This is a genomic window from Gordonia sp. 34D, assembly GCF_056682775.1.
Genome location: NZ_CM155293.1, coordinates 2,205,463 through 2,226,603, shown reverse-complemented (window position 1 = coordinate 2,226,603; position 21,141 = coordinate 2,205,463). Strand labels below are relative to the sequence as shown.

The following is a 21,141-nucleotide window of genomic DNA, read 5'->3' as shown; positions in this document are numbered from 1 at the left end:
GGGGCCAAGCAAACTGAGGATTCGCACCCAGTAGGTTTGAAGTAGTCGATACTTTGGGTCATACGTAACTAATGCGAAGTTTGTCAGGGATGTGGTCGTGGCTTCAACAACTCAATCAATGGATGCTGGGCAAAACGGCGCACGGGACAAAAAGAACGTACAGGTCAACAAGACCGTGTTCTTTGGATCCGGCGCAGGAATCCTCGGGATCATTATCTGGGCGCTCATCGATCAAGAAGGTGCCGATCGGATAATCGGTACCGCTGTCGGATGGGTCGCTCGCGAACTTGGATGGTTCTACATCCTGGTGGTGACCGTCGTTCTCGTGTTCGTCATTTGGGCGGCGGTCTCGAGGGTTGGGCGTGTGAAGTTAGGCCCCGACCACTCCAAGCCGACTTACAGCGTCTTCTCCTGGACTGCCATGCTGTTCGCGGCTGGCATCGGCATCGACCTGATGTTCTTCTCGGTCGCCGAGCCGGTGTTTCAGCGCGCGTTACCACCGGTGGGTGAAGGCGGAACGTTGGAGTCCACGCGGCAAGCGGTCGTCTGGACGCTGTTCCACTACGGCCTCATGGGTTGGGGCTTATACGCACTGATCGGCATGGCGCTCGCATACTTCTCGTACCGCTATAACCAGCCCCTGAGTCTCCGATCGGCGCTGCAGCCGATCTTCGGCGACCGGGTGAAGGGCTTGCTTGGCGACACCGTCGACATTGCGGCCCTCCTCGGTGCCATCTTCGGTCTCGCGACCAGCTTGGGCATCGGCGTCGCACAGCTCAACGTGGGACTCGATGATCTCTTCGGGATACCGGAAAGCACGTGGGCCCAAGCGGGACTGATCGCCGTCGCCGTCGCGGTGGCCACACTTTCCGCGGTGCTCGGCGTCGATAAAGGCGTGAAGCGACTGTCGGAGGCCAATGTCCTCATCGCCGTCGGGTTGATGCTGTTCGTCCTCATCGCCGGGTCGACGACGTTCCTCATGAACAGCCTCGTCCAAAACCTAGGCGACTTCGCCTCGCGGTTCCCCGGCATGGCACTAGACACCATGGCCTACGACTACCCCGAAGAATGGATGGCCAGTTGGACCCTGTTCTTCTGGGCTTGGTGGATCGCATGGGCCCCGTTTGTCGGACTGTTCCTGGCGCGCATCTCGCGCGGGCGCACCATCCGACAGTTCGTGTCGGGCACGCTGATCGTGCCGTTCATGTTCATCGGGGTGTGGATTTCGATCTTCGGCAACAGCGCGTTAGAGATTGTTCGTCGCGGCGGCGCTGAAGGGAAGGCGTTCGAGACGACGGCGATCGACACGCCGGAAAAGGGTTTCTACGCCCTGCTCCACGAGTATCCGGCCGCCCCGCTGCTGGTGGTTGTCGCGACTTTCACCGGCCTGCTGTTTTACATCACAAGTGCCGACTCGGGCGCGTTGGTGATGGCGCACTTCTCGTCACGCATCGAGGACAACGACACTGACGGACCCAAATGGCTGCGCGTATTTTGGGCGTTCGCGACTGGCCTGCTGACCTTGGCGATGCTGATGATCGGCGGCATTACGACGCTGCAGCAGGCGACAGTGATTATGGGTCTGCCGTTTGCGGTGGTGATTCTGCTGATCATGCTGGGTCTTTTCCGCGCATTGCAGGTGGAAGCGGGCTGGATTGATTCGCGTCAAAGTGCGCTGAGTCGGGCACTTTCGCACCGTTCGTCCGGCGGTACAGCCTTGAACTGGCGCCAGCGTGCTGCGCGCGCCGTGCGGTATCCCAACGTGAACGACGTCCGACGGTTCACCGAGAACACCGTCGCCCCGGCGTTGCGCGATGTGGCCGCAGAACTCACCAAGACAGACATGAATGCGTCGGTGGGTTCAACGGAGGTGGAAGCGTACGACATGGTTTCCTATCACTTGGACGTGTCGTTCAACGGTAAGAAGCCATTCCATTACCAGGTGTACCCAACGCAGCATCCGACGCCGGTGTTCGGGATGAGCCCGGAACCGTCCGATGTGTTCTACCGCCTCGAAGTGTTCACCGCGCTCGGCAGCGAAGGGTTCGACGTCTTCGGCTTCACCAAGGAACAGATCAGTTCCAACGTGCTCGACCACTATGAACGGCACATTCAGTACCTGCATTCTGTGGGCGACGCGGAATCTGAGCCCGTGGAATCCGAAGCCACCCTGGATTGGTCTGGCGACTTTGAGCTAACCGATGTTGAAGACCCCTTGGAAGAGGAGACGGTCCGTGAGCCCTAAAACCCTATTCATCGACGGTGCGTGGACCGGTGCTTCCGCTGGCGGAACGCGGGAGATCCGTTGCCCGGCCGACGGCACGCTCGTTGCCACCATCAGTGAGGCCACCGGGGACGACACCGAATTGGCGATCGCGGCAGCGCGTCGGGCATTCGACGACGGTCGTTGGTCGTCGGTCCCGGCACCGGAGCGTTGCGCCCTGCTCCGAAAGGTGGCTGCGGGTATCCGCGAGCGTCGTGAGGAGTTCGCGCGCGCGGAAGCTCTCGACACGGGCAAGCGGATGCTTGAGGCACGCCTCGACATGGACGACATCGCCGCTTGCTTCGACTACTTCGCGGACATCGGCGCCCAGGACGCGGGCCGGTTGGTGGATGCCGGATCGGCCGAGGTCGTCAGTCGCATCCAGTACGAGCCGGTGGGCGTGTGCGGGCTCATCACACCGTGGAACTACCCGCTGTTGCAGGCGGCGTGGAAGATTGCCCCGGCCATCGCTGCAGGCTGCACCTTCGTGTTGAAGCCCGCAGAACTGACCCCGCACACAGCGATCCTGACGATGCAGTTGCTTGACGAGTTGGGCTTGCCCGCGGGTGTTGCCAACCTGGTCACCGGCGCTGGCGTGACTGCGGGTGCGCCGCTGTCGTCGCACCCGGACGTCGACCTGGTGTCGTTCACCGGTGGCCTGGTCACGGGCCGGGTGATTGCGGCGAGCGCTGCGGGCACAGTCAAGAAGGTTGCTCTCGAACTCGGTGGCAAAAACCCCAACGTGATTTTTGCTGACGCCGACTTCGACGCCGCCCTCGACAACGCGCTCAACGGGGCGTTTGTACACTCGGGCCAGGTTTGTTCGGCGGGTGCGCGACTGATTGTGCACGAGTCGATCGCCGAACGGTTCGTTGACGAACTCGTCGCCCGGGCTCGCGGGATTGTGCTCGGCGGACCATTCGACGATGCCGCCGAGACCGGCCCGCTGATCTCTGCCGAGCACCGCGACAAGGTTCACGCCTACGTGCAAGCCGGGGTCGCCGAAGGTGCCCGCGTCCGATGCGGTGGCGAGTTCGCGACCGGTCAGTCCGGTACCTCCGACCTCGACGCTGGCTTCTACTACCTGCCGACCATCATCGACAACGTCAAGCAGGGCATGTCGGTCGTCGTCGACGAAGCGTTCGGCCCCGTCGTCACCGTCGAGACATTCACCGATGAGGACGACGCCGTTCGTATCGCCAACGACACCGTCTACGGTCTCGCCGGTGCGGTCTGGACACAGGACGCTGGCCGCGCACAGCGGGTCGCCAACCGCCTGCGGCACGGAACCATTTGGATCAACGACTTCCACCCCTACCTGCCGCAGGCGGAATGGGGCGGTTTTGGGCAGTCCGGCGTGGGCCGGGAACTGGGGCCGACGGGACTCGACGAGTACCGCGAAGCCAAGCACGTCTATCACAACATTGCACCGGCGGTCACCGGATGGTTCGCCGACCGGACTCACGAGGAAGGCTGATGAGCACAGTGTCTGAGGCAGGGATCAGGGAGTTCGACTACGTCGTCGTCGGCGGCGGATCCGGCGGGTGTGCGGCGGCCGCACGGCTGTCGGAGGACCCGTCGGTCACCGTGGCGCTGATCGAGGCGGGCCCGGATGATCGCGGCATCCCCGAGGTGCTCCAGCTAAACCGGTGGATGGAACTGTTGGAGTCGGGCTACGACTGGGACTACCCGATCGAGCCGCAACCCAATGGCAACTCCTTCATGCGGCATGCCCGCGCCAAGGTGCTCGGCGGCTGTTCGTCGCACAACTCGTGCATCGCGTTCTGGCCGCCCGCCGAGGACCTGAACGAGTGGGAGAGCAAGTTCGGCGCCACCGGCTGGAATGCGGAAGCCATGTGGCCGGTGCTCAAGCGCTTGGAGACCAACGAAGACGCTGGACCCGACGCGCCGCACCACGGCGACAGTGGACCGGTCCACCTGATGAACGTCCCGCCGGTGGACCCGTGCGGCGTCGCGCTGCTGGAGGCCGCGAGCGAGTTCGGCATTCCGACGGTCAAGTTCAACACCGGTACCACCGTGACCTCCGGCGCCAACTTCTTCCAGATCAACTCGCGCACGGACGGCACCCGGTCGTCGTCGTCGGTCTCGTACATCCACCCGATCGTCGACCGTGCGAACTTCACCCTTCTCACCGGGCTGCGTGCCAAGAAGTTGATCTTCGACGGCCTGCGGTGCGTCGGTGTCGAGGTGGTCGACAACCAGTTCGGCAAGACCCAGACCATCCGCGCCGGTCGCGAACTGATTCTGGCGGCAGGCGCGATCGACACCCCGAAACTGCTGATGCTCTCGGGCATCGGCCCGGCCGAGCACCTCGCCGGCCGTGGCGTCGAGGTGCTGCTCGATTCGCCGGGCGTCGGCAGCAATCTGCAGGACCATCCCGAGGGCGTTCTCTCGTGGGAGGCCAAGCAGCCGATGGTCACCGACTCCACCCAGTGGTGGGAGATCGGGATCTTCGACATGGTCGACAGTGGCCTCGACCGGCCGGACCTGATGATGCACTACGGCAGCGTGCCGTTCGACATGCACACGGTGCGCCGCGGCTTCCCGACCGTCGACAACGCCTTCTGCCTGACGCCCAATGTGACGCACGCGCGCTCGCGCGGCACGGTGCGCCTGGCCTCGCGCGACTTCCGCGACAAGCCGCTGGTGGATCCGAAGTACTTCAGCGATCCCGAGGGCTACGACATGCGGATCATGACCGAGGGCATCCGACGCGCGCGGGAGATCGTGAAGCAGCCCGCGATGGCCGACTGGGCGGGTCGGGAACTGTTCCCCGGCCCGGACAACAACAGCGATGCCGAGTTGACGAAGTACATCATGCGCACCCACAACACCGTCTACCACCCGGTTGGTACAGCCGCGATGGGCTCGTCCGACCATGCGCCCGTCGACGCCGAGCTGCGGGTCAAGGGCGTCGACGGTCTGCGGGTCGCCGACGCTTCGATCTTCCCCGAGCACACCTCGGTGAACCCCAACATCACCGTGATGATGGTCGGGGAGAAGTGTGCGGAGATGATTCGGGGATAGGGGCGCCACGTCGTCGAGCGCGGCCGCGTGCCGCGCTCGACCGTCGACGTTTCGCCTCGCAAACAGCCCTGGTGTGTGCCGGATGCTAGGACTACCGTTAGATGCATGAACGATCCGACGGTGACGGATCCGGACCACTACCGGGTCCTCTGGGAAAACGAGCGAGTTCGCGTTCTTGAGTACCGTGACACCCCGGGCGACGCCACGCACCCGCACGACCACCCCGACAGTGTGATGGTGACGCTGTCGTCGTTTGAGCGGGTTATCGCCTCGGGTGGGCGGGAGATGCCGGTCAGCCTTGACGCTGGCGAGGCGCGGTGGTTGCCAGCACAGAGCCACCGCGGCACCAACGTTGGAAACACTGAGACCCACGTGATTTTCGTGGAGTTGAAGGAGCCCGCAGCTGCCGGGGGCACCGGTGATTCCCCGCTGGGACCGTCTGCGAGCTGAGGGTCCACCGCGCGCTACTGCGCCAAGAATTTATTCACGTTCCGGCTGACGACGTTCGGGACAAACTTCGACAGATTACCCAGCACCTGAGTTTGGACGCCGACTGAATAGCTGGTGCGACGCAGGAGGCGGTCGGCCGCCGACGGATGCACGGACTCCCAGACCTTCTCGGCGACGTCTTCGGGGGTCAGGCGAATGCCCAGGACGTGCGCGGAGCGGGTTTCCGGCGCGGCGAGGGCGGTTTTGGCCCACAGTGGCCAGATGCTGACGACACGAATGTCATCCGGGGCCCATTCCAACTCGAGGGCTTCGGTGAGGCCGGCGACGTAAAATTTGGCGGCACTGTAGGTGGCGATGCCGGGCTGACCGTAGATGGCCGACGCCGAAGCAATGTTCACCATGTGCGACGACGGGGTCGCCTTCAAATACGGATACGCGGCTTGGGCGCCGAAGGTAATCCCGAGCGCGTCGATCTCGATTTGTGAGCGGATGGCATCGGCCGAAATCTCCGACAATGGACCAGCGACGAGGATGCCTGCGTTGTTGTCGAGTACGTCGAGTTCGCCGCCGGTGTGCGAGGTGAAGTCAGCGAGCGCGTCGGCCCACTGTTGCGGTTCGCGAACGTCGAGTGTACCGACGATGAAGTCGGGATTCTCGGCCTTGGCGCTGGCGAGGGCTGCTTCGCTGACGTCGTAGATGCCGACGGTCCAGCCTTGCGATGCAAACTTCGTTGCAGTTGCCAGGCCGATACCTGCGGCACCGCCGGAAATGAAGATCGATGGCATGTGTTCTCCCACTCTGGCTTCCGAGGAAAGCCGCGCTGCGGACGTGAATGTCAGGTAAGCCTCGCAGAGCCATATACGGGGCGGCAAGAGAGTGCTACCGTGACAACAATCATTGTTACAACGGGTAGTGGGATGTTGACCGGGAGGTCAGTGATGACTGCAGCAATCGAACGCGACAATCTGGATGCGCAGGTGGCACACCTAGCGGACGTCAGCCAGCAAGATAGGGGAGTCGAACAAGTCTCCGACCGACTGCTGGCCTCTGCGGCACGACTGTCGCGCAATGCAATGACCGAAATCGACTGGACATTGCCCATGGAACCCGACAAGTACGGGTGCAGTCCCGAATGGTCATCGCTCTACGGCACCGACTATTGGAACGAACTCACGACCGCACAGCAGATAACGCTCACGCGCTACGAATTCGCGTCGGTGATGAGCATCGGAATCTGGTTCGAAATGGTGCTGCAGCAATTGATCCTGCGCGACCAATATGCGGGCCAGTACCACTCCGCAGAATTTCAATTCTCCCTCGTCGAAGTGGCCGACGAATGCCGTCACTCACTGATGTTTGCGAAGGCTACGGAGAAAATGGTCGGCGCGTCGTACAAGCCGCACCCGCGAATCGTAACGATGGGTCGCGGGTTCCCGCTCATGGTGAATCGCGAAACCGCTTACGCCGGAATGCTTGTCGCTGAAGAAATCCTGGATGTTTTTCAGCGCGGCTGCATGCGCGACGACCGCGTCCTGCCATTCATTCGGACCGTCAACGAAATTCACGTGCTCGAGGAATCGCGGCACATGAAGTTTGCGCGCGAGCAGATCCGCGACCAAATGAAGGCGGTCGGGCGGACGCGTCGGCAGGTGAGTGCGACGGGCATCGCTGCCGGGGCGTACTTGATCGTCGAATCGCTGGTGCAGCCGCAGGCCTACCGCGATGCGGGCCTGGACGCGCGTCGTGCGGTCGCTGAACGTCGGGCCAACACCCACTACCACTCCATGCTGCGCAGCAGCTGCGTGCACTTGATGGAGTTCCTCGACGAGGCCAACCTGCTCACCAAGCCGGCTTTGCGGTACTACCGCAAAGCCCACATGATCTAGGGATCCGCCGTGACTTTCGTCATCACCTCGTCGTGCTGCAGCGACGCCGGGTGCGTCGCAGTCTGCCCCGTGAACTGCATTCATCCGACGCCCGACGAGCCCGGCTTCGGGACGTCCGACATCCTGCACATCGATCCGGAAGCGTGCATCGACTGTGGTGCGTGTGCGGACGCGTGCCCGGTAAACGCGATCTTCCCGGTGGACCGGCTCGCCCACCGCGACCGGGTCTTCATCGACATCAACGCCAGCTACTACCGCGACAACCCGCAGCCGTCGGGATGGTCGGAGGTGGTGTACCCGGTGATTCCGAAGCTGCCCGCCGATCTGAGGGTGGCAATCGTCGGTACGGGACCGTCGGGCGGGTACGCGCTGCGGACCCTCCTCAACCGGACCGAAGCGACCGTGACCGTCTTCGATAAACTCCCCACCCCCGGTGGCCTGGTCCGCGCGGGTGTCGCCCCCGATCATCCGAGCACCAAAGACGTGATGAAAACGTTCGACCTGCTCTACCGGGATCCGCGCGTCACGATGGCGACCAACGTCGAAATCGGGCCCGAGGTGAATGCCGGGCAGATTACCCCCGGCGAGTTGGCCGAGCATTTCGATGCCGTCTTCTACGCGGTCGGAGCATCGGCGTCGCGGCGGCTCGGCATCGCGGGGGAGGACTTGCCGGGCAGTACCTCGGCCACCGAACTGGTGGCCTGGTACAACGCGGTTCCGGGAGCGCAGGGCCCACGGTTCGTCGGCGGCGGGAGCGGCCGCGCGGTCATCGTCGGGACCGGCAATGTGGCACTCGACGTCGCCCGAATATTGGTGTCACCGCCGGAAGCATTGGCGGCCACCGACATCGCCGACCGAGCATTGGCGCTACTGCGCCAGCAGAACGTCCACGAAGTGGTAGTTCTCGGGCGACGTGGGCAAGCCGATGCCGCCTACACCTCGGCCGAATACCGGGCCCTGGAGACCATCCCCGGTGTGGAGATCGTCGTCTACGACGGCGACGACCTGCCGGACCTGTCCGGACCCGCATCACCGGACCGCCGTCGAATCGTATTCGCCTTCCATACGGTGCCCGAAGCCGCACGCGGTGACGATCACCTACGGTCGGTCCGAGTCCGCGCCGGAGATCAGGCCCGCGAAATAGCCAGTGACCTGCTAGTACGGGCGATTGGCTACCGTTCCACATCCATCGATGGGCTCCCATTCGACGAAGCCAACGGCCGGTTCCCCGTCCGTGACGGTCGTATCGTCGGAGACGGTGGCACCCCGCTTCCCGGTGCCTACGCGGTCGGGTGGGCGGCCCGCGGATCGACCGGCGGCATCGGTGCCAACAAGGTGCACGCCATCGCGACCGTCGAAGCATTCATGAACGACGTCGTCGAAGGGCTACCCCGCACCACCGCCGCACCGGAAGCATTTGGCGAACTGCTCGCCCGCAGACAGCGGAGGTCGTTGGGGTACCGCGGCATCGCAGCCATCGATCGCATGGAACGTGAACGCGGTGCCCAACAGGGCCGACCGCGCGTGAAGTTCACCGAAGTCGGCGACATGCTGGCCGCCGCGGGCCGCCGTCGTCGTTGATGTGTTGCGACTACAGGGGCCGTTGAGGCTTCTGGGGCGCAGCGCCCGACCGAATTCCCCCTTTTCTGTCGCATCGTTTGATCGAGTGCCGACCAGACCGTCACCGATCGGGGCGATCGGTGACGGTCTGGTCGAATCGTGACACAAAAGGGGAAAGGGGCGGAGCCCCTAAACGGCACCAAAGGCTGCCGGAATGGGCGGAACGGCGTGTTCGCTCAGTCGAATCTCAGTTCGCGCGATAAGACTGTAGCCATGCGCATCCTGGTGGTGGACGACGATCGTGCGGTCCGTGAGTCGCTTCGGCGATCGCTCAGCTTCAACGGGTATACCGTCGATACAGCTGGCGACGGACTCGAAGCACTCGAAAAAGTAATAGCCGACCGACCCGACCTGATGATTCTCGACATGATGATGCCGAGGCTCGACGGACTCGAAGTCTGTCGTCGACTGCGGTCCGCCGGCGACGACCTCCCAATCCTCGTGCTCACCGCCCGCGATTCGGTGTCCGAGCGAGTCAGCGGGCTCGACGCCGGTGCCGACGACTACCTGCCGAAGCCGTTCGCACTCGAAGAACTGCTGGCACGCCTGCGGTCGTTGCTGCGCCGAACCACCCGCGAAGACGAAGAATCCGAAGCCGTCTCATACTCCGACCTCACGCTCGACCCGGTCACGCGCGAAGTCACCCGCGGGGAACGCCAAATCAGCCTGACTCGCACCGAATTTGCGCTACTGGAACTGCTGATGAGCAATCCGAAGCGGGTTTTGACGCGCAGCCGCATCCTCGAAGACGTGTGGGGCTACGACTTCCCGACGTCCGGCAACGCCCTTGAGGTGTACATCGGTTACCTACGTCGCAAGACTGAAGCCGACGGCGAGGCGCGCCTCATTCATACGGTGCGTGGCGTGGGCTACGTGCTCCGCGAAGGCACCCCGTAACCCGTGCGGGGACCATTCCGGCTCACGCGGGCCGTCTCCCTTCGCCGTCGTGTCGCCTTGCTCGCCGCGGCGGTCGTGCTGCTGTCGGCCATGCTGATGGCTGGCGCCGCATACATGGTGGTGTCGCGATCCATGTACAACGACGTCGACACCCAGCTCATCGCGCGAGCCGACGGCTTGACGGCACTGGCAAAACTCGGGCGTCTCAGCAATGGGCCGGAAGCACTGGTTGCGGGCACTGTGTTCTCGACGTCGATCACGGTGGCATTGGTGGAAGAAAACGGCCGTGCCGTCATGGTCGGCGATGTGCCGTACGGCGAGCCGGAACTCGAAATCTCGCGGTCGACAAACCCGCCGGGCAAGTTGAACCAAAGCTTGCGGACCACAGCTAATCACCGCGTCTTGGCACGCAAACTCTCCGACGGCAGCACGCTGGTGTTGGCGCAATCGTTGGACCGGACCGATGCGGTGCTTCACCGCTTGGCGTCGGTGCTGTTCATTGTCGGCGGTGCTGGCGTGGCTTTCGCAGCAATCGCGGGCACCGTTGTTGCGCGAACCGGCTTGCGTCCGGTGACCCGACTGACGGCCGCCGCCGAACGGGTGGCGCGCACGCAAGACCTGACACCGATCCCGGTTACCGGCACCGACGAATTGGCGCGGCTGACCGAGAGTTTCAATACGATGCTGCGGGCGCTCGCAGAATCCCGTGACAAGCAGGCACGACTCGTGGCCGATGCGGGGCATGAACTGAAGACGCCGCTGACGTCGTTGCGGACAAACCTGGAACTGCTGATCGCTTCATCGGCACCCGGAGCCCCGCCCGTGCCGGTAGCCGACATGGTCGAGTTGCGGTCAGATGTGGTCGCGCAGATCGAGGAACTCTCCACCCTTGTCGGCGACCTGGTCGATTTGGCGCGTGACGACGCCCTCGAAGCCGTCCACCAGGAGGTGGGGCTTGAGGACGTGATCGACTCGGCTTTGGAACGCGTGAAGCGCCGTCGAGCCGACATTGAATTCGACGTCCAAACCACACCGTGGTTTGTGTTCGGCGAAGAGCACGGACTGTCCCGCGCGATGCTCAATGTGCTCGACAACGCCGCCAAGTGGAGTCCGCCAAACCGGGCCGTAAAGATTCTTCTAGTGCAGACCGGCCCCACGACCGCCGAACTGTCAGTTTCCGACGCCGGTCCCGGTATTGCGCCGGAAGACCGGGAGATGGTGTTTGAGCGCTTCTATCGCGCCGACTCAACACGCTCAATGCCCGGCTCCGGACTTGGTTTAGCGATCGTTCGTCAGGTCGTTACGCGCATCGGTGGCTCGGTGAAAGCGGACGTCTCCGACGAGGGTGGTGCACTCATCCGAATGACCTTCCCCGGGCTTCCGCACCACACCGAACCGGATCCGATTGTGGTTCGACGCTGATCAGAGCCGCTCACAGGAAGTTGGCAGGAAGCTGACAGAAGTTATGCACTGGGGACTGAGACGCTTCACAGAATGGTGCAATACGCTAACTACCATGACGAACGGCGAAACCCCCGGCAACAACGATTGGCGGCAGGTGCCCGGCAATTCGAATCCGCAGTCGGGGCAGTTCCCGGCCTACGGGGTCGACCCGCAGCAGCAGCCCCAGAATCCCCAAGGCCAGCAGCCCCAGAATCCGCAGGGACAGCAGACCCCGCAATCGTCGGGGCAGGACCCGCGGAACACTCAGCAATTTCCGCCGTCCCCGCACGCGCCGAGCTACGGCACGCCGTCAACAGGTCAGTTCCCGGCCGCTCCGTATGGAACTTCGGCCTTCGGCACCTCGCAGCAGCCCTTCCAGAACCCGCAGGGCCAGCCCGCGTTGGCACCCTCGGCTCCGCAGGAGAAGAAGGGCAGCGCAGGTAAAAAGATGCTCGTCGGCGCAGCAGCCGTCGCGCTGCTGGCTGGCGGTGCCGGTGGACTCATCGGCGCGGGTGTCGCCGACAACGGGTCGAACAATTCGACATCAACCAACGTGGCCGCGAGCGGCCCCACCGACACCAAGCAGCCAGCGGCAGCACCGGGATCCGTCCAGGCAACCGCGGCAGCCGTGCTTCCGTCTGTCGTGTCGATCATGGTTCAAGTCGGCAATCAGTCCGGTTCCGGTTCTGGCGTCATCCTCAGTGACGATGGCGTGATTCTGACGAACAACCACGTGATCAGCGCGGGCGGTGGACGCCCGGCCGACAAGATTCTCGTCAGCTTTAACGACGGCAGTCGTGCCCCCGCGAAGGTCATCGGAACGGATCCGACGTCGGATATTGCCGTGATTCAAGCGGAGAAGACGGGCCTCAAGCCCGCTACGATCGGATCGTCGGCCAACCTCAGCGTGGGGCAAGAGGTGATCGCGATTGGTTCGCCGCTCGGCCTGGAGGGAACAGTGACCACCGGCATCATTAGTTCGCTGAATCGACCGGTCTCGACATCGGGAACCGACGGTGTGGAGTCGGTAATGGACGCGATTCAAACCGATGCCGCCATCAACCCGGGCAACTCGGGTGGTGCTTTGGTCAATGGCAATGGTGCGCTCATCGGGATCAACAGTGCGATTGCCACCGTGAACGGCAGCTCCGAGCAATCGGGCAGCATCGGCCTCGGTTTCGCGATCCCCGTCGACCAAGCAATGCGCATCGCCAACGAACTCCGCGCCAACGGTAAAGCCTCGCAGGCAACCCTCGGTGCCAACGTCCGTCCCAGCACGGACCTGACGCATCCGGGCGCTCTGGTGGTCAGCCTGGTGAGCGGCGGTGCGGCGGAACAGGCGGGGATCCCGAAGGACGCAGTGATCACTCAAGTTAACGATCGCAAGATCCCCTCCTCAGACGCGCTGGTGGCGGCTATCCGTTCGTTCGCCCCGGGGGATACCGTGAAAATCACCTACGTAATCGGTGGTCAAACTAAGACCGTCGATGCAAAGCTGGGCGCAAGCTAGTCACAACACGCAGACATCACGAACACGCAGACATCACGGGAACACGGAGGGCACCGCCCGGGCGGTGACTCGAGGGAAGGTTGGATCAATGATTGACTCCGCAGACGTCGAAGCCGAAGCAGTCGTACGCGGTATCGCGACTCCGCGTGCACTCGTGGTGGTGATCGACGATCGCATCGGCGACGGTGAGGGTCCGGAACTGCTGGGTCCGCTGGTTGTGGAACTCCTAGAGGAAGCGGGCTTCCACGTCGATGCCACCACCGGCGTCTCTGGCGACGAAGTGGAGATTCGCAACGCCATCAATACAGCCGTGATCGGTGGCGTGGACCTGGTGGTGTCGACCGGCGGAGTCGGGGTGGGCCCGCGCGACGTGGTTCCCGAAGCCACCGAGCCGCTCCTAGACCGTCGTCTCCGCGGAATTGAAGAGGCGATTCGCAGTTCCGGCCTGTCCGCGGGATCTGCAGATGCCGGGCTGTCACGGGGCATGGCTGGCATTTCTGGTCAGACCGTCGTGGTGAACCTCGCCGACTCGCGGGCCGCAGTGCGCGACGGCATGGCGACCCTGATGCCGTTGGCGCATCACGTGATTGCCGCGATCAGTGAGTTCTGAGAACCCGACTCCGGATCTGCCCAGTAGCGACGAGCAAGCCGTCAAAGACGACGCGGCCTGGCGTCGTAAACGTCGCCTCGACGCCGTTTTTGGCGATGACCTGCCGGAAATCGTGACCGATCCGGGCGAAAATCCGCATGCCGGACGCCCCCGCAGTTGGTATGAGGACAACACCCCTCCGCATCACGGCTGACCCGTCCGCAAGTGAACTCATCGGTAGGTGATCCTTTTCACCAAGATCCGGACAAACATGGCCTCGGATGAGCGGACTTCAGCTCACCTGCGCTAATCTGAGCTTCAGCTTAGAAGCCGTATCTTGTCGCACATTTGTGGGCGACAGTAGTGCAGGTCACATGAAGGGTGAGCGTGTGAAAATCAGTGGAATCGGGACGCGCCGGGCGGCAGCAGCTGCCGCAGTTGCGTTGACCGCGGTAACCGGAGTCGTGGCAGTTGGGTCGGGCGATGCAAACGCTGGCCGTCTGCCGAATGGGCATACCAAGGCCGTCGGAATTGACGGTCAGGTTGTCAACATCTCGCGCAGTAACGAAAGCAGCCGCATCATGCCGTCGATGGCTGCGAACGGCGCTGGTCGTGCCGCTGCCGTGTCCGGTGTGTACAAGGCAACCCTGAGCAAGGGTGCGGGCATCATGACCGTGGGCTACCTAATTGGTTGCCAGGTAAATCTCGGCAGCCTCAGCACCAGCCTCGGAGGCACGATCAGCTTGACTGGCGCTACGCTCAGCGGCGGATTGAGCTTGCCGCTGGCACCGGGACAGGTTGTTTTTGCCAAGTCTGACGCGATGAAGATCACCAAGGGCAAGGCCACCATCATGATCGATAGCCTCGCCATCAACGTGGAGAGCTGTGGCGGCCAGGCTTCCGCGCGGTCGCTGGTCCAGGTGACGGCGGCCGAAGGCTACGACGCCAAGGATAAGGTCCTGTCCGGCAACAGCGGATACGTGCAGGCCAACCTGTACGGTCGCCCCTTCAGCCTCGGCTGATCCGAGTTCACAGAATCAGCGAGGCTTAAATTATGAACAAGCGTGTAATCCGCGGACTCACCGCGACCGCAGCAATCGCCGGGGCTGTCGTCCTCGGTGCCAGCACCGTCGGCCCGGCGAGCGCAGGGCCCCTGCCCGGGGCATCTAAGACCAAGTCGTTCCCCGACGGCAGCATCACGATGAAGCTCTATGACGAATCGGCGAAGATTAGCCGTGCGGTCAGCAACATCTCGACCTCGCGGGAAGTAATGGTGTCGGGCAAGGTGCGCGTCACCACCTCCGGCGACGTCAAGGGCGGAAGCATCAACGCCGGATATATTGTCGGCTGCCAGGTCGACTTCAATGGCGGTACCGTCGGCGGATCGGGTGGGCCCGGCTATACGTGGAAAGGCTCGACCACAGGGCGCACTGCTAATGGTGGGACAACCGGCGGTCTGTCCCTCGGCCCCGGCCAGGCAGCGTATGTCCCCGTCGTGAAGGCAGTCGTCGGCGAGGACGTCGTCAACAGCTTCAACTTCAAGGGTTCCACCGGCGGTGTGGTCTACAGCGGCGAGCGCTTCAGCGTCGACGGCTGTGCTGGCTACGCCCAGGCACGCGCCAGGGTGACTGTCCGCGTCGCAACGCCGACCTTCTTGGGCAACGTCACCATGTACGGCAAGCCGTTCAACATCGGCTGACGCTAGCTAGCCAAACAAAAGACCCGCGACCGGATGGTCGCGGGTCTTTTGTTTGGTATTGCCGACTACTTCGCGGAGAGGACTCGGTTCAGTTCCGCAAACAGGTCGTGGTTCAGCACGAACGCAGCCTTCACCTCGTCGACGATGCGAGCACGCTCGTCAGGGGTGAGTCCATCGCCGATGGTGTCGAGCTTGCGGCGGTACTCATCCTTGTACGGCTTGTTCTTCTCGATGAGGTCAAACTTGTAGAGCGCCACGCCCTGGCCGCCAAGCTCAAACGTGCGATCGAGGATGGCACCGATGGCCTGACCGCCGGAGAGGTCGCCGAGGTAGCGGGTGTAGTGGTGAGCCACCAGTAGCCCACCCCACGACTTCGCGTCCGCAATCCGAGCGGCATAGGCCTCTGCGGCCTCCGACGACACCGGCGTCAGGTCGACGCCAGCACGCTCGGCCCAGTGGGCCAAGTCGGCGTCGATGGTTCCGACGCGTTCCAGCGCAATGTCATGAATTTGCCGTACTTGCGGGTCGTCGGCGAGTTCGCGGGATGCTTCCTCAAGTGCGGCATACACGATGCGCAGGCGCTGCAAATACTCTAGGTATCCAGCCGCATCGATGCGGCCACCGAGCAGGTCTTCGACGAACTTCGAGTTCTCGGCCTGCTCGTGCTCAAGCTGGGACCCCTGCTTCATCTGCACCGATAGCTGTGCGTTCGACGCGACATCGGTCGGCGTAGTGGTTGCCATGGAGGGATCCCTTTCGGAAAAGCATAAGTTTAGGCAAGCCTAAAATAACAAACAGGGCCGTCGGGGTGCTACCTGGGTGCGCTCAATTGCCCAGATTGGTGCTTCGTCAAGGTTTCACCTCGCTAGAGCCTCCATAACAAGACCAGACCGCCGCCGATCGTGGTGATCGGCGGCGGCCTGGCTGTTTGGTGCGGCGAAGGGAAGTGGTGGCGCCGTCTCCCTACCGTGAATGACGTGGGGCGTCACCTGAACCCTGGCCGGGAGGCGGATTCTGGCCGGGAGGCGGGTACTGCCCGGGGGCGTACTGGCCCGGAGGCAAGTTGCCGGGAGGTGGGTACTCGCCCGGTGCCGGCTGCGGCGTTGGGAACCCGCCGGTCGGCGGCCCCTGCGGGGGAGTGAAGCCCTGGTAGGGCTGCTGCTGACCGTAGTGCTGGCCGCCCTGCTGCGGTGCTTGCTGCTGTGGCGAAGGCTGCTGCGGTGAAGACTGGTGGGGTGCTTGCTGCTGCGCCTGCGGCGGAATCGTCATGGTGTGGGTGCGGTCGCCGTAGCCCGGGGCTCCCGGATCATCGACAAACTGCTGAACCTGTGGCTGAGCGGCACGCTCGGCCGCTTCCTTAGCGGACTTCTCTTCAGCTTCCTTCTCGGCAGCTTCCGCATCTTCGCGGGCCTTGGCTTCGGGAGCAAGAGCATTGCGGATTTGGGTCAGGAGAACGACCTCGCGATCCGGATCCTCATCCGCATCCTCGCCGATTCCGCGCAATTCCTGAAGCTTGTTGTACGGCACGATAATCAGGAAGTACACAACCGCAGCAACGATGACGAAGTTAATAAAGGCCGAGATCACGGCGCCGAAATCGAGGAAAGTCGAGGCGTCGCCCGACTTTGCTTCGAATCCGAAACCACAGATCTGCGCGGCCTGCGGCGGTGCATCCGCCGCTGCCGGTGCCCCGCCACAGTCACCACTGGGAATGGTCGCGATAAGGGGGTTGATGATTTTGTCGGTGAAGGCGGTGACGATGGCCGTGAATGCCGCGCCGATGATCACGGCGGTGGCCAGTTCGACTACATTGCCCCGCAGTAAGAATTCTTTAAAGCCTTTAAGCACTCGAGTCCCCTCCGATTTGGTTGTGCCTATTGCTAGTTGGTGAGTCTAAACCACTAATCGAGCATCTGCGTGGGTTAACACTGCGGGCGGGTTCGATTAGTGCAGGACGAGTGCTAGCGCGGTCCCCAAACCGGTCGCCGCAACATTTTGTGCTGATTGCCGGTCCATTGCCAACAGGATTGGCGCGGACACCGAAGTTGGCGATCTGCCAGGCTCCGGCAAAGGGGCGACGGCGACCACCGCGGCCCGTGCCAAAACTGTCGATTCGGCATCCACCACATCAACAAGATCGCCCTGTCGAACCAATTGGAGGACTGACTCATCGGCTGGGCGCACCGGGACCAGTCGCGCATCGGGGTTACCAGTCAGTGCCGCCGGAAGATGTGAGGTCAGTAGGCGTGAAGCGGTGAGGATTTCGCCGCTTCGGATAGCTCCGGTAACGCGTTGTCCGACAGCCTGATCCACCGCTGAAAACGCTCCGGGCGGGACGGTATCGACGACGACTGACTTTGTGGTGATGTCGTCGTGGGTGATTACCGACCCCGGCCGCAAATCAACAGCAGCAACCACAAGCGGAACGGACGTCGGATTGTGTTGTGACACCACCGCCGACGCAATTGCGGCGATCACCAAGGCGACCGCAATGAGACGCCGCACACGAACTGATCGGAAGTGTCCGTTTGCGGCAAAAGCGCGAAGTTGCGACAAGAGGGTTGGGTGCAGGGAAGTGGCGTGATCGAAGATTCTCATACCCCACAATCGGTGGGTTCTCGCTGGTGTCGGGGCAGAATCTCACGGTTGTGGACGGATCAACCTTTGTGCACCCGATTTCCACAGGTTGGCGTCTGAGAGAATCGTCTTATGGACGACGACATTGACCAGAGCAAGCCGCCGACCGACTCCGGAGACAGTCCCGACCACGTCCATATCGGTGGCTGGCGCGCATGGGTGAGCGGTGATGTGCACGCGGGGGCAATCCTCCTCGCAGCCGCCGTTCTCGGATTTATCGTCGCGAACTCGCCGTGGCGCGAGGGGTATCAGTCCCTGCTCGACACCGTGATCGGGCCGGAATCCCTGCACCTGAATTTGACCGTCGCCCAGTGGGCATCCGACGGACTGTTGGCCATCTTCTTCTTCGTGGTCGGTATTGAACTCAAGCACGAATTCGTTGCCGGTAGCTTGCGTGATCCGCGGCGAGCCGGGGTACCCATTGCCGCGGCAGTGGGCGGCATGATTGCGCCAGCACTCATCTATGTGTCAATCGTGGCGTCGAACGATCCCGAGGCGCTGCGCGGTTGGGCCACGCCGACCGCCACCGATATTGCCTTCGCATTGGCGGTCTTCGCGGTGGTGGGAACGGGACTTCCGGTCGCGCTGCGCGTCTTTCTTATGACCCTCGCTGTGGTGGATGACTTGCTCGGCATCATCGTGATCGCCACGGTTTACACCGAGTCCATCGATTTTGGAATGCTCGCAGCGGGCCTCGCGTGCGTCGTCGTGTTTGCCTTCGCGGTGCGGGCGAAGCACGTCTACTGGTGGGTGCTGGTTCCGATGGCGCTGCTGGCCTGGGGCTTTGTTCACACGTCCGGTGTCCACGCGACGGTGGCCGGCGTCCTGCTTGGCTTTACCGTGCCCGCTTTCAGTCGGTTCGGGGAGCGGCACGCTCGAACGGTTACGATCGGCGAGGCGATAGCACCGGTGTCTGCGGGAATCGCGCTGCCGCTGTTCGCATTCTCGTCGGCCGGTGTCACGGTGATCGGGATCGGTCATATCGTGCAACCGGTCAGCATCGGGGTCTTCGCAGGTTTGGTGGTGGGCAAGGTGGTTGGCGTGATGGCCACGACCTTCATCGTCACCAAGCTGACCCCGCTGCGACTGGCCGACGGCATCACCTTGCGAAGCCTATTGCCGGTGTCCCTGCTGACCGGCATCGGCTTCACCGTGGCGCTGCTGATCGCGGAACTGTCGTTCTCGTCGAGTTCGGGGCTCCCCTCGGATCATCTACCCGCCGCTAAGGTGGGCATTCTTCTCGGATCGTTGGTTGCCGCCATTCTCGGTGGACTGCTGCTCCGATACGACGCCCGTCGCGCGCCCGAAGCCGACGACGAGATCCACGTGAAGTTGGACTAGCGCTTTCGCCAAGCAGCACTTGCCAGACCGCTCGCGGTTAGACGACCACTTCTTCCTTTTCCTTGGGTTGGTACGTTTCCCAGAACTTCGCTCCCTTGATGTTGAGCTTCACGGGATCGAAGACGGGATCCAAGCCCATCTGTTTCTGGGCCTCGTAGTCGCGCAGGCACTTGAATGCAGGCCCCTGCAAGATGAAGATTCCGACAATGTTGAGCCAGGCCATGGCGCCGACTCCGATATCGCCGAGGGCCCAGGCTTGCCCGGGGGTGGTGACGGCGCCGTACACGACGGCGATCAAGATTGTTGCCTGCAACAGCAACGTCACGTCGGCACCGATGGTGCTTCGAAGCGGGCGAACGTACGTCGTCGCGGCCTTACCCAACAGGAATCGGACGTTGGTCTCAGCCATGTAGTAGTAGGCGACGATGGTGGTAAAGCAGAAGAACGCCAACGATATCGCGACGAACGACGACCCCGCTCCGCTCCAGAGCGTGTCGAATCCGACCTGTACATACGGCGCGCCTGGCGCGGCATGCGGTGCAATGACGCCGTCGAACAGCGGCGATTCGCGGATTACGTCGCCCTCGGGGGATTCATTTGAATACACCCGGTAGGCACCGGTCGACAAGATGAGGAAGCCAGTTGCCGAGCAGACGAACAGCGTATCGATGTAGACGGCGAATGCCTGGACCAGACCCTGCTTCGCCGGATGCGAGACCTCGGCGGCGGCCGCCGCGTGCGGCCCGGTGCCCTGGCCTGCCTCATTGGAGTAGATGCCGCGCTTGACGCCCCACATGATGGCCGAACCGAGAATCGCACCGAAGGCAGCGTCCGCACCAAAGGCGCTGGAGAAGACGAGGCGAATCGTATCCGGAACCTGGTCGTAGTTGATCGCCACGACAACCAGAGCCAAGCCGATGTAAAGGATGGCCATGAACGGCACGACCACCGCGGCGAAAGTCGCAATGCGCTTGACGCCGCCGATGATGACGAAGCCGAGAACCAGCATGGTGGCGACACCGAAAACCCACTTGTCGACGGAAGGCCACGCGGTGTGCATCGATTCAGCCATCGAGTTGGCCTGAATGCCCGGCATCAGAACACCGCAGGCGACGACTGTGACCGCGGCAAAAACCAGTCCGTAGACCTTGAACGCCTTCGATGCCCGGGTGTGCTTGAGCGCTTGGCTCAGGTAATAGGCGGGACCGCCGCGGTACTCGCCGGTGATCTGGTCTTTGGTTTTGTAGATCTGACCGAGTGTGCATTCCACAAACGACGTTGATGCGCCGAGGAAGGCGACCGTCCACATCCAGAACAGTGCACCGGGGCCACCGAAGGCAATGGCGGTTGCGACACCAACGATGTTGCCTGCACCCACGCGCCCGGCCAAGCTCATCGCCAGCGCCTGGAACGACGAGACGCCCGACTCCGATGACTGGCCGGTGAACATGAGCTTGATCATGTGACCAAAGTGTCTGACCTGCAGGAATCTGCTTCGGATTGAAAAGTACACGCCCGCAAAGATGCACAAGAACACCAGCGGGGGACTCCAAATAATGTTGTTCAGATCCCCGATGAAATCGCTCATTCGTTCCTCAACTGTCGAATATTTTGCACAACTGTGCCATGCGAAGGCTCCCGGAAACAGGTATTTTCGCGGTGTCGCGGCCTGTACTTTCGGTCAGTCTGTTGGCACTCGGAATGTTTGAGTGCCAAACACGGTTTACACTGGACGACGAGATCTACACCTTCGGAGGT

19 protein-coding genes are annotated in these 21,141 nt (G+C 62.8%); 14 read left to right on the top strand and 5 right to left on the bottom strand.

Features of this window, described 5'->3' with window-relative positions; translation table 11 throughout:
• The first annotated feature begins 97 nt into the window (after window positions 1–97).
• From betT to AC1L34_RS10330, 4 genes are all read left to right on the top strand, one after another.
• A complete protein-coding gene (gene betT / locus AC1L34_RS10345; protein WP_424325150.1) occupies window positions 98–2,245 on the top strand; it encodes a choline BCCT transporter BetT in 2,148 nt (715 codons plus the stop codon).
• Entirely contained in the window at window positions 2,235–3,740 is a 1,506-nt protein-coding gene (locus tag AC1L34_RS10340) for an aldehyde dehydrogenase family protein (RefSeq protein ID WP_424296432.1), read from the top strand. The genes betT and AC1L34_RS10340 overlap by 11 nt, the downstream gene beginning before the upstream one ends.
• Window positions 3,740–5,311: a GMC family oxidoreductase gene (locus AC1L34_RS10335; RefSeq protein ID WP_424296430.1), complete on the top strand. Its 1,572-nt coding sequence runs from the start codon at window positions 3,740–3,742 to the stop codon at window positions 5,309–5,311. The genes AC1L34_RS10340 and AC1L34_RS10335 overlap by 1 nt, the downstream gene beginning before the upstream one ends.
• Window positions 5,312–5,416: 105 nt before the next feature.
• A complete protein-coding gene (locus tag AC1L34_RS10330) occupies window positions 5,417–5,761 on the top strand; it encodes a cytoplasmic protein (protein ID WP_424294539.1) in 345 nt (114 codons plus the stop codon).
• Window positions 5,762–5,775: 14 nt separating this feature from the next.
• Here AC1L34_RS10330 and AC1L34_RS10325 read toward each other — a convergent pair whose 3' ends face one another.
• Complete coding sequence (locus AC1L34_RS10325) at window positions 5,776–6,546, bottom strand: SDR family oxidoreductase (RefSeq protein WP_424294540.1); 771 nt, start codon at window positions 6,544–6,546, stop codon at window positions 5,776–5,778.
• A gap of 153 nt (window positions 6,547–6,699) precedes the next feature.
• Between AC1L34_RS10325 and AC1L34_RS10320 the strand changes: the two genes are divergently transcribed.
• The 9 genes from AC1L34_RS10320 to AC1L34_RS10280 all read left to right on the top strand — a co-directional run bounded on the left by AC1L34_RS10320 (window position 6,700) and on the right by AC1L34_RS10280 (window position 15,405).
• A complete protein-coding gene (locus AC1L34_RS10320; RefSeq protein ID WP_424323347.1) occupies window positions 6,700–7,647 on the top strand; it encodes an AurF N-oxygenase family protein in 948 nt (315 codons plus the stop codon).
• Window positions 7,648–7,656: 9 nt separating this feature from the next.
• Window positions 7,657–9,228: a 4Fe-4S binding protein gene (locus AC1L34_RS10315; RefSeq protein WP_480034741.1), complete on the top strand. Its 1,572-nt coding sequence runs from the start codon at window positions 7,657–7,659 to the stop codon at window positions 9,226–9,228.
• Between the two features lie 252 nt (window positions 9,229–9,480).
• On the top strand, window positions 9,481–10,164 hold the full coding sequence (locus tag AC1L34_RS10310; protein WP_424293072.1) for a response regulator transcription factor: 684 nt from the start codon (window positions 9,481–9,483) through the stop codon (window positions 10,162–10,164).
• 3 nt (window positions 10,165–10,167) lie between these two features.
• Window positions 10,168–11,586, top strand: a complete 1,419-nt coding sequence (locus tag AC1L34_RS10305; RefSeq protein ID WP_424293073.1) for a HAMP domain-containing sensor histidine kinase — start codon at window positions 10,168–10,170, stop codon at window positions 11,584–11,586.
• Between the two features lie 94 nt (window positions 11,587–11,680).
• Window positions 11,681–13,117, top strand: a complete 1,437-nt coding sequence (locus AC1L34_RS10300; RefSeq protein ID WP_424293074.1) for a S1C family serine protease — start codon at window positions 11,681–11,683, stop codon at window positions 13,115–13,117.
• Window positions 13,118–13,205: 88 nt separating this feature from the next.
• Window positions 13,206–13,727 (top strand): MogA/MoaB family molybdenum cofactor biosynthesis protein, encoded by a 522-nt coding sequence (locus AC1L34_RS10295; protein ID WP_424293075.1) that lies wholly within the window; start codon window positions 13,206–13,208, stop codon window positions 13,725–13,727.
• Window positions 13,717–13,920, top strand: a complete 204-nt coding sequence (locus AC1L34_RS10290; protein WP_424293076.1) for a hypothetical protein — start codon at window positions 13,717–13,719, stop codon at window positions 13,918–13,920. Before AC1L34_RS10295 ends, AC1L34_RS10290 begins: the two co-directional genes overlap by 11 nt.
• A 175-nt stretch (window positions 13,921–14,095) precedes the next feature.
• Window positions 14,096–14,728, top strand: a complete 633-nt coding sequence (locus AC1L34_RS10285) for an MspA family porin (RefSeq protein ID WP_424293077.1) — start codon at window positions 14,096–14,098, stop codon at window positions 14,726–14,728.
• 32 nt (window positions 14,729–14,760) lie between these two features.
• Window positions 14,761–15,405: an MspA family porin gene (locus AC1L34_RS10280; protein WP_424293078.1), complete on the top strand. Its 645-nt coding sequence runs from the start codon at window positions 14,761–14,763 to the stop codon at window positions 15,403–15,405.
• A 65-nt stretch (window positions 15,406–15,470) separates the two neighbouring features.
• Here AC1L34_RS10280 and AC1L34_RS10275 read toward each other — a convergent pair whose 3' ends face one another.
• From AC1L34_RS10275 to AC1L34_RS10265, 3 genes are all read right to left on the bottom strand, one after another.
• The gene (locus tag AC1L34_RS10275; RefSeq protein ID WP_424293079.1) at window positions 15,471–16,148 is read right to left on the bottom strand and encodes a biliverdin-producing heme oxygenase; all 678 of its coding nucleotides are present in this window, start codon (window positions 16,146–16,148) and stop codon (window positions 15,471–15,473) included.
• A gap of 220 nt (window positions 16,149–16,368) precedes the next feature.
• Window positions 16,369–17,253: a large conductance mechanosensitive channel protein MscL gene (locus AC1L34_RS10270; RefSeq protein WP_424323359.1), complete on the bottom strand. Its 885-nt coding sequence runs from the start codon at window positions 17,251–17,253 to the stop codon at window positions 16,369–16,371.
• Window positions 17,254–17,349: 96 nt separating this feature from the next.
• Entirely contained in the window at window positions 17,350–17,910 is a 561-nt protein-coding gene (locus AC1L34_RS10265; protein ID WP_424321873.1) for an SAF domain-containing protein, read from the bottom strand.
• Window positions 17,911–18,114: 204 nt separating this feature from the next.
• Here AC1L34_RS10265 and nhaA point away from each other — a divergent pair, with 204 nt between their 5' ends.
• A complete protein-coding gene (gene nhaA / locus AC1L34_RS10260; protein WP_424295175.1) occupies window positions 18,115–19,383 on the top strand; it encodes a Na+/H+ antiporter NhaA in 1,269 nt (422 codons plus the stop codon).
• A gap of 37 nt (window positions 19,384–19,420) precedes the next feature.
• On the opposite strand, the gene AC1L34_RS10255 is transcribed toward nhaA, so the two are convergent.
• Entirely contained in the window at window positions 19,421–20,971 is a 1,551-nt protein-coding gene (locus tag AC1L34_RS10255) for an alanine/glycine:cation symporter family protein (protein WP_424295177.1), read from the bottom strand.
• Window positions 20,972–21,141: the final 170 nt, after the last annotated feature.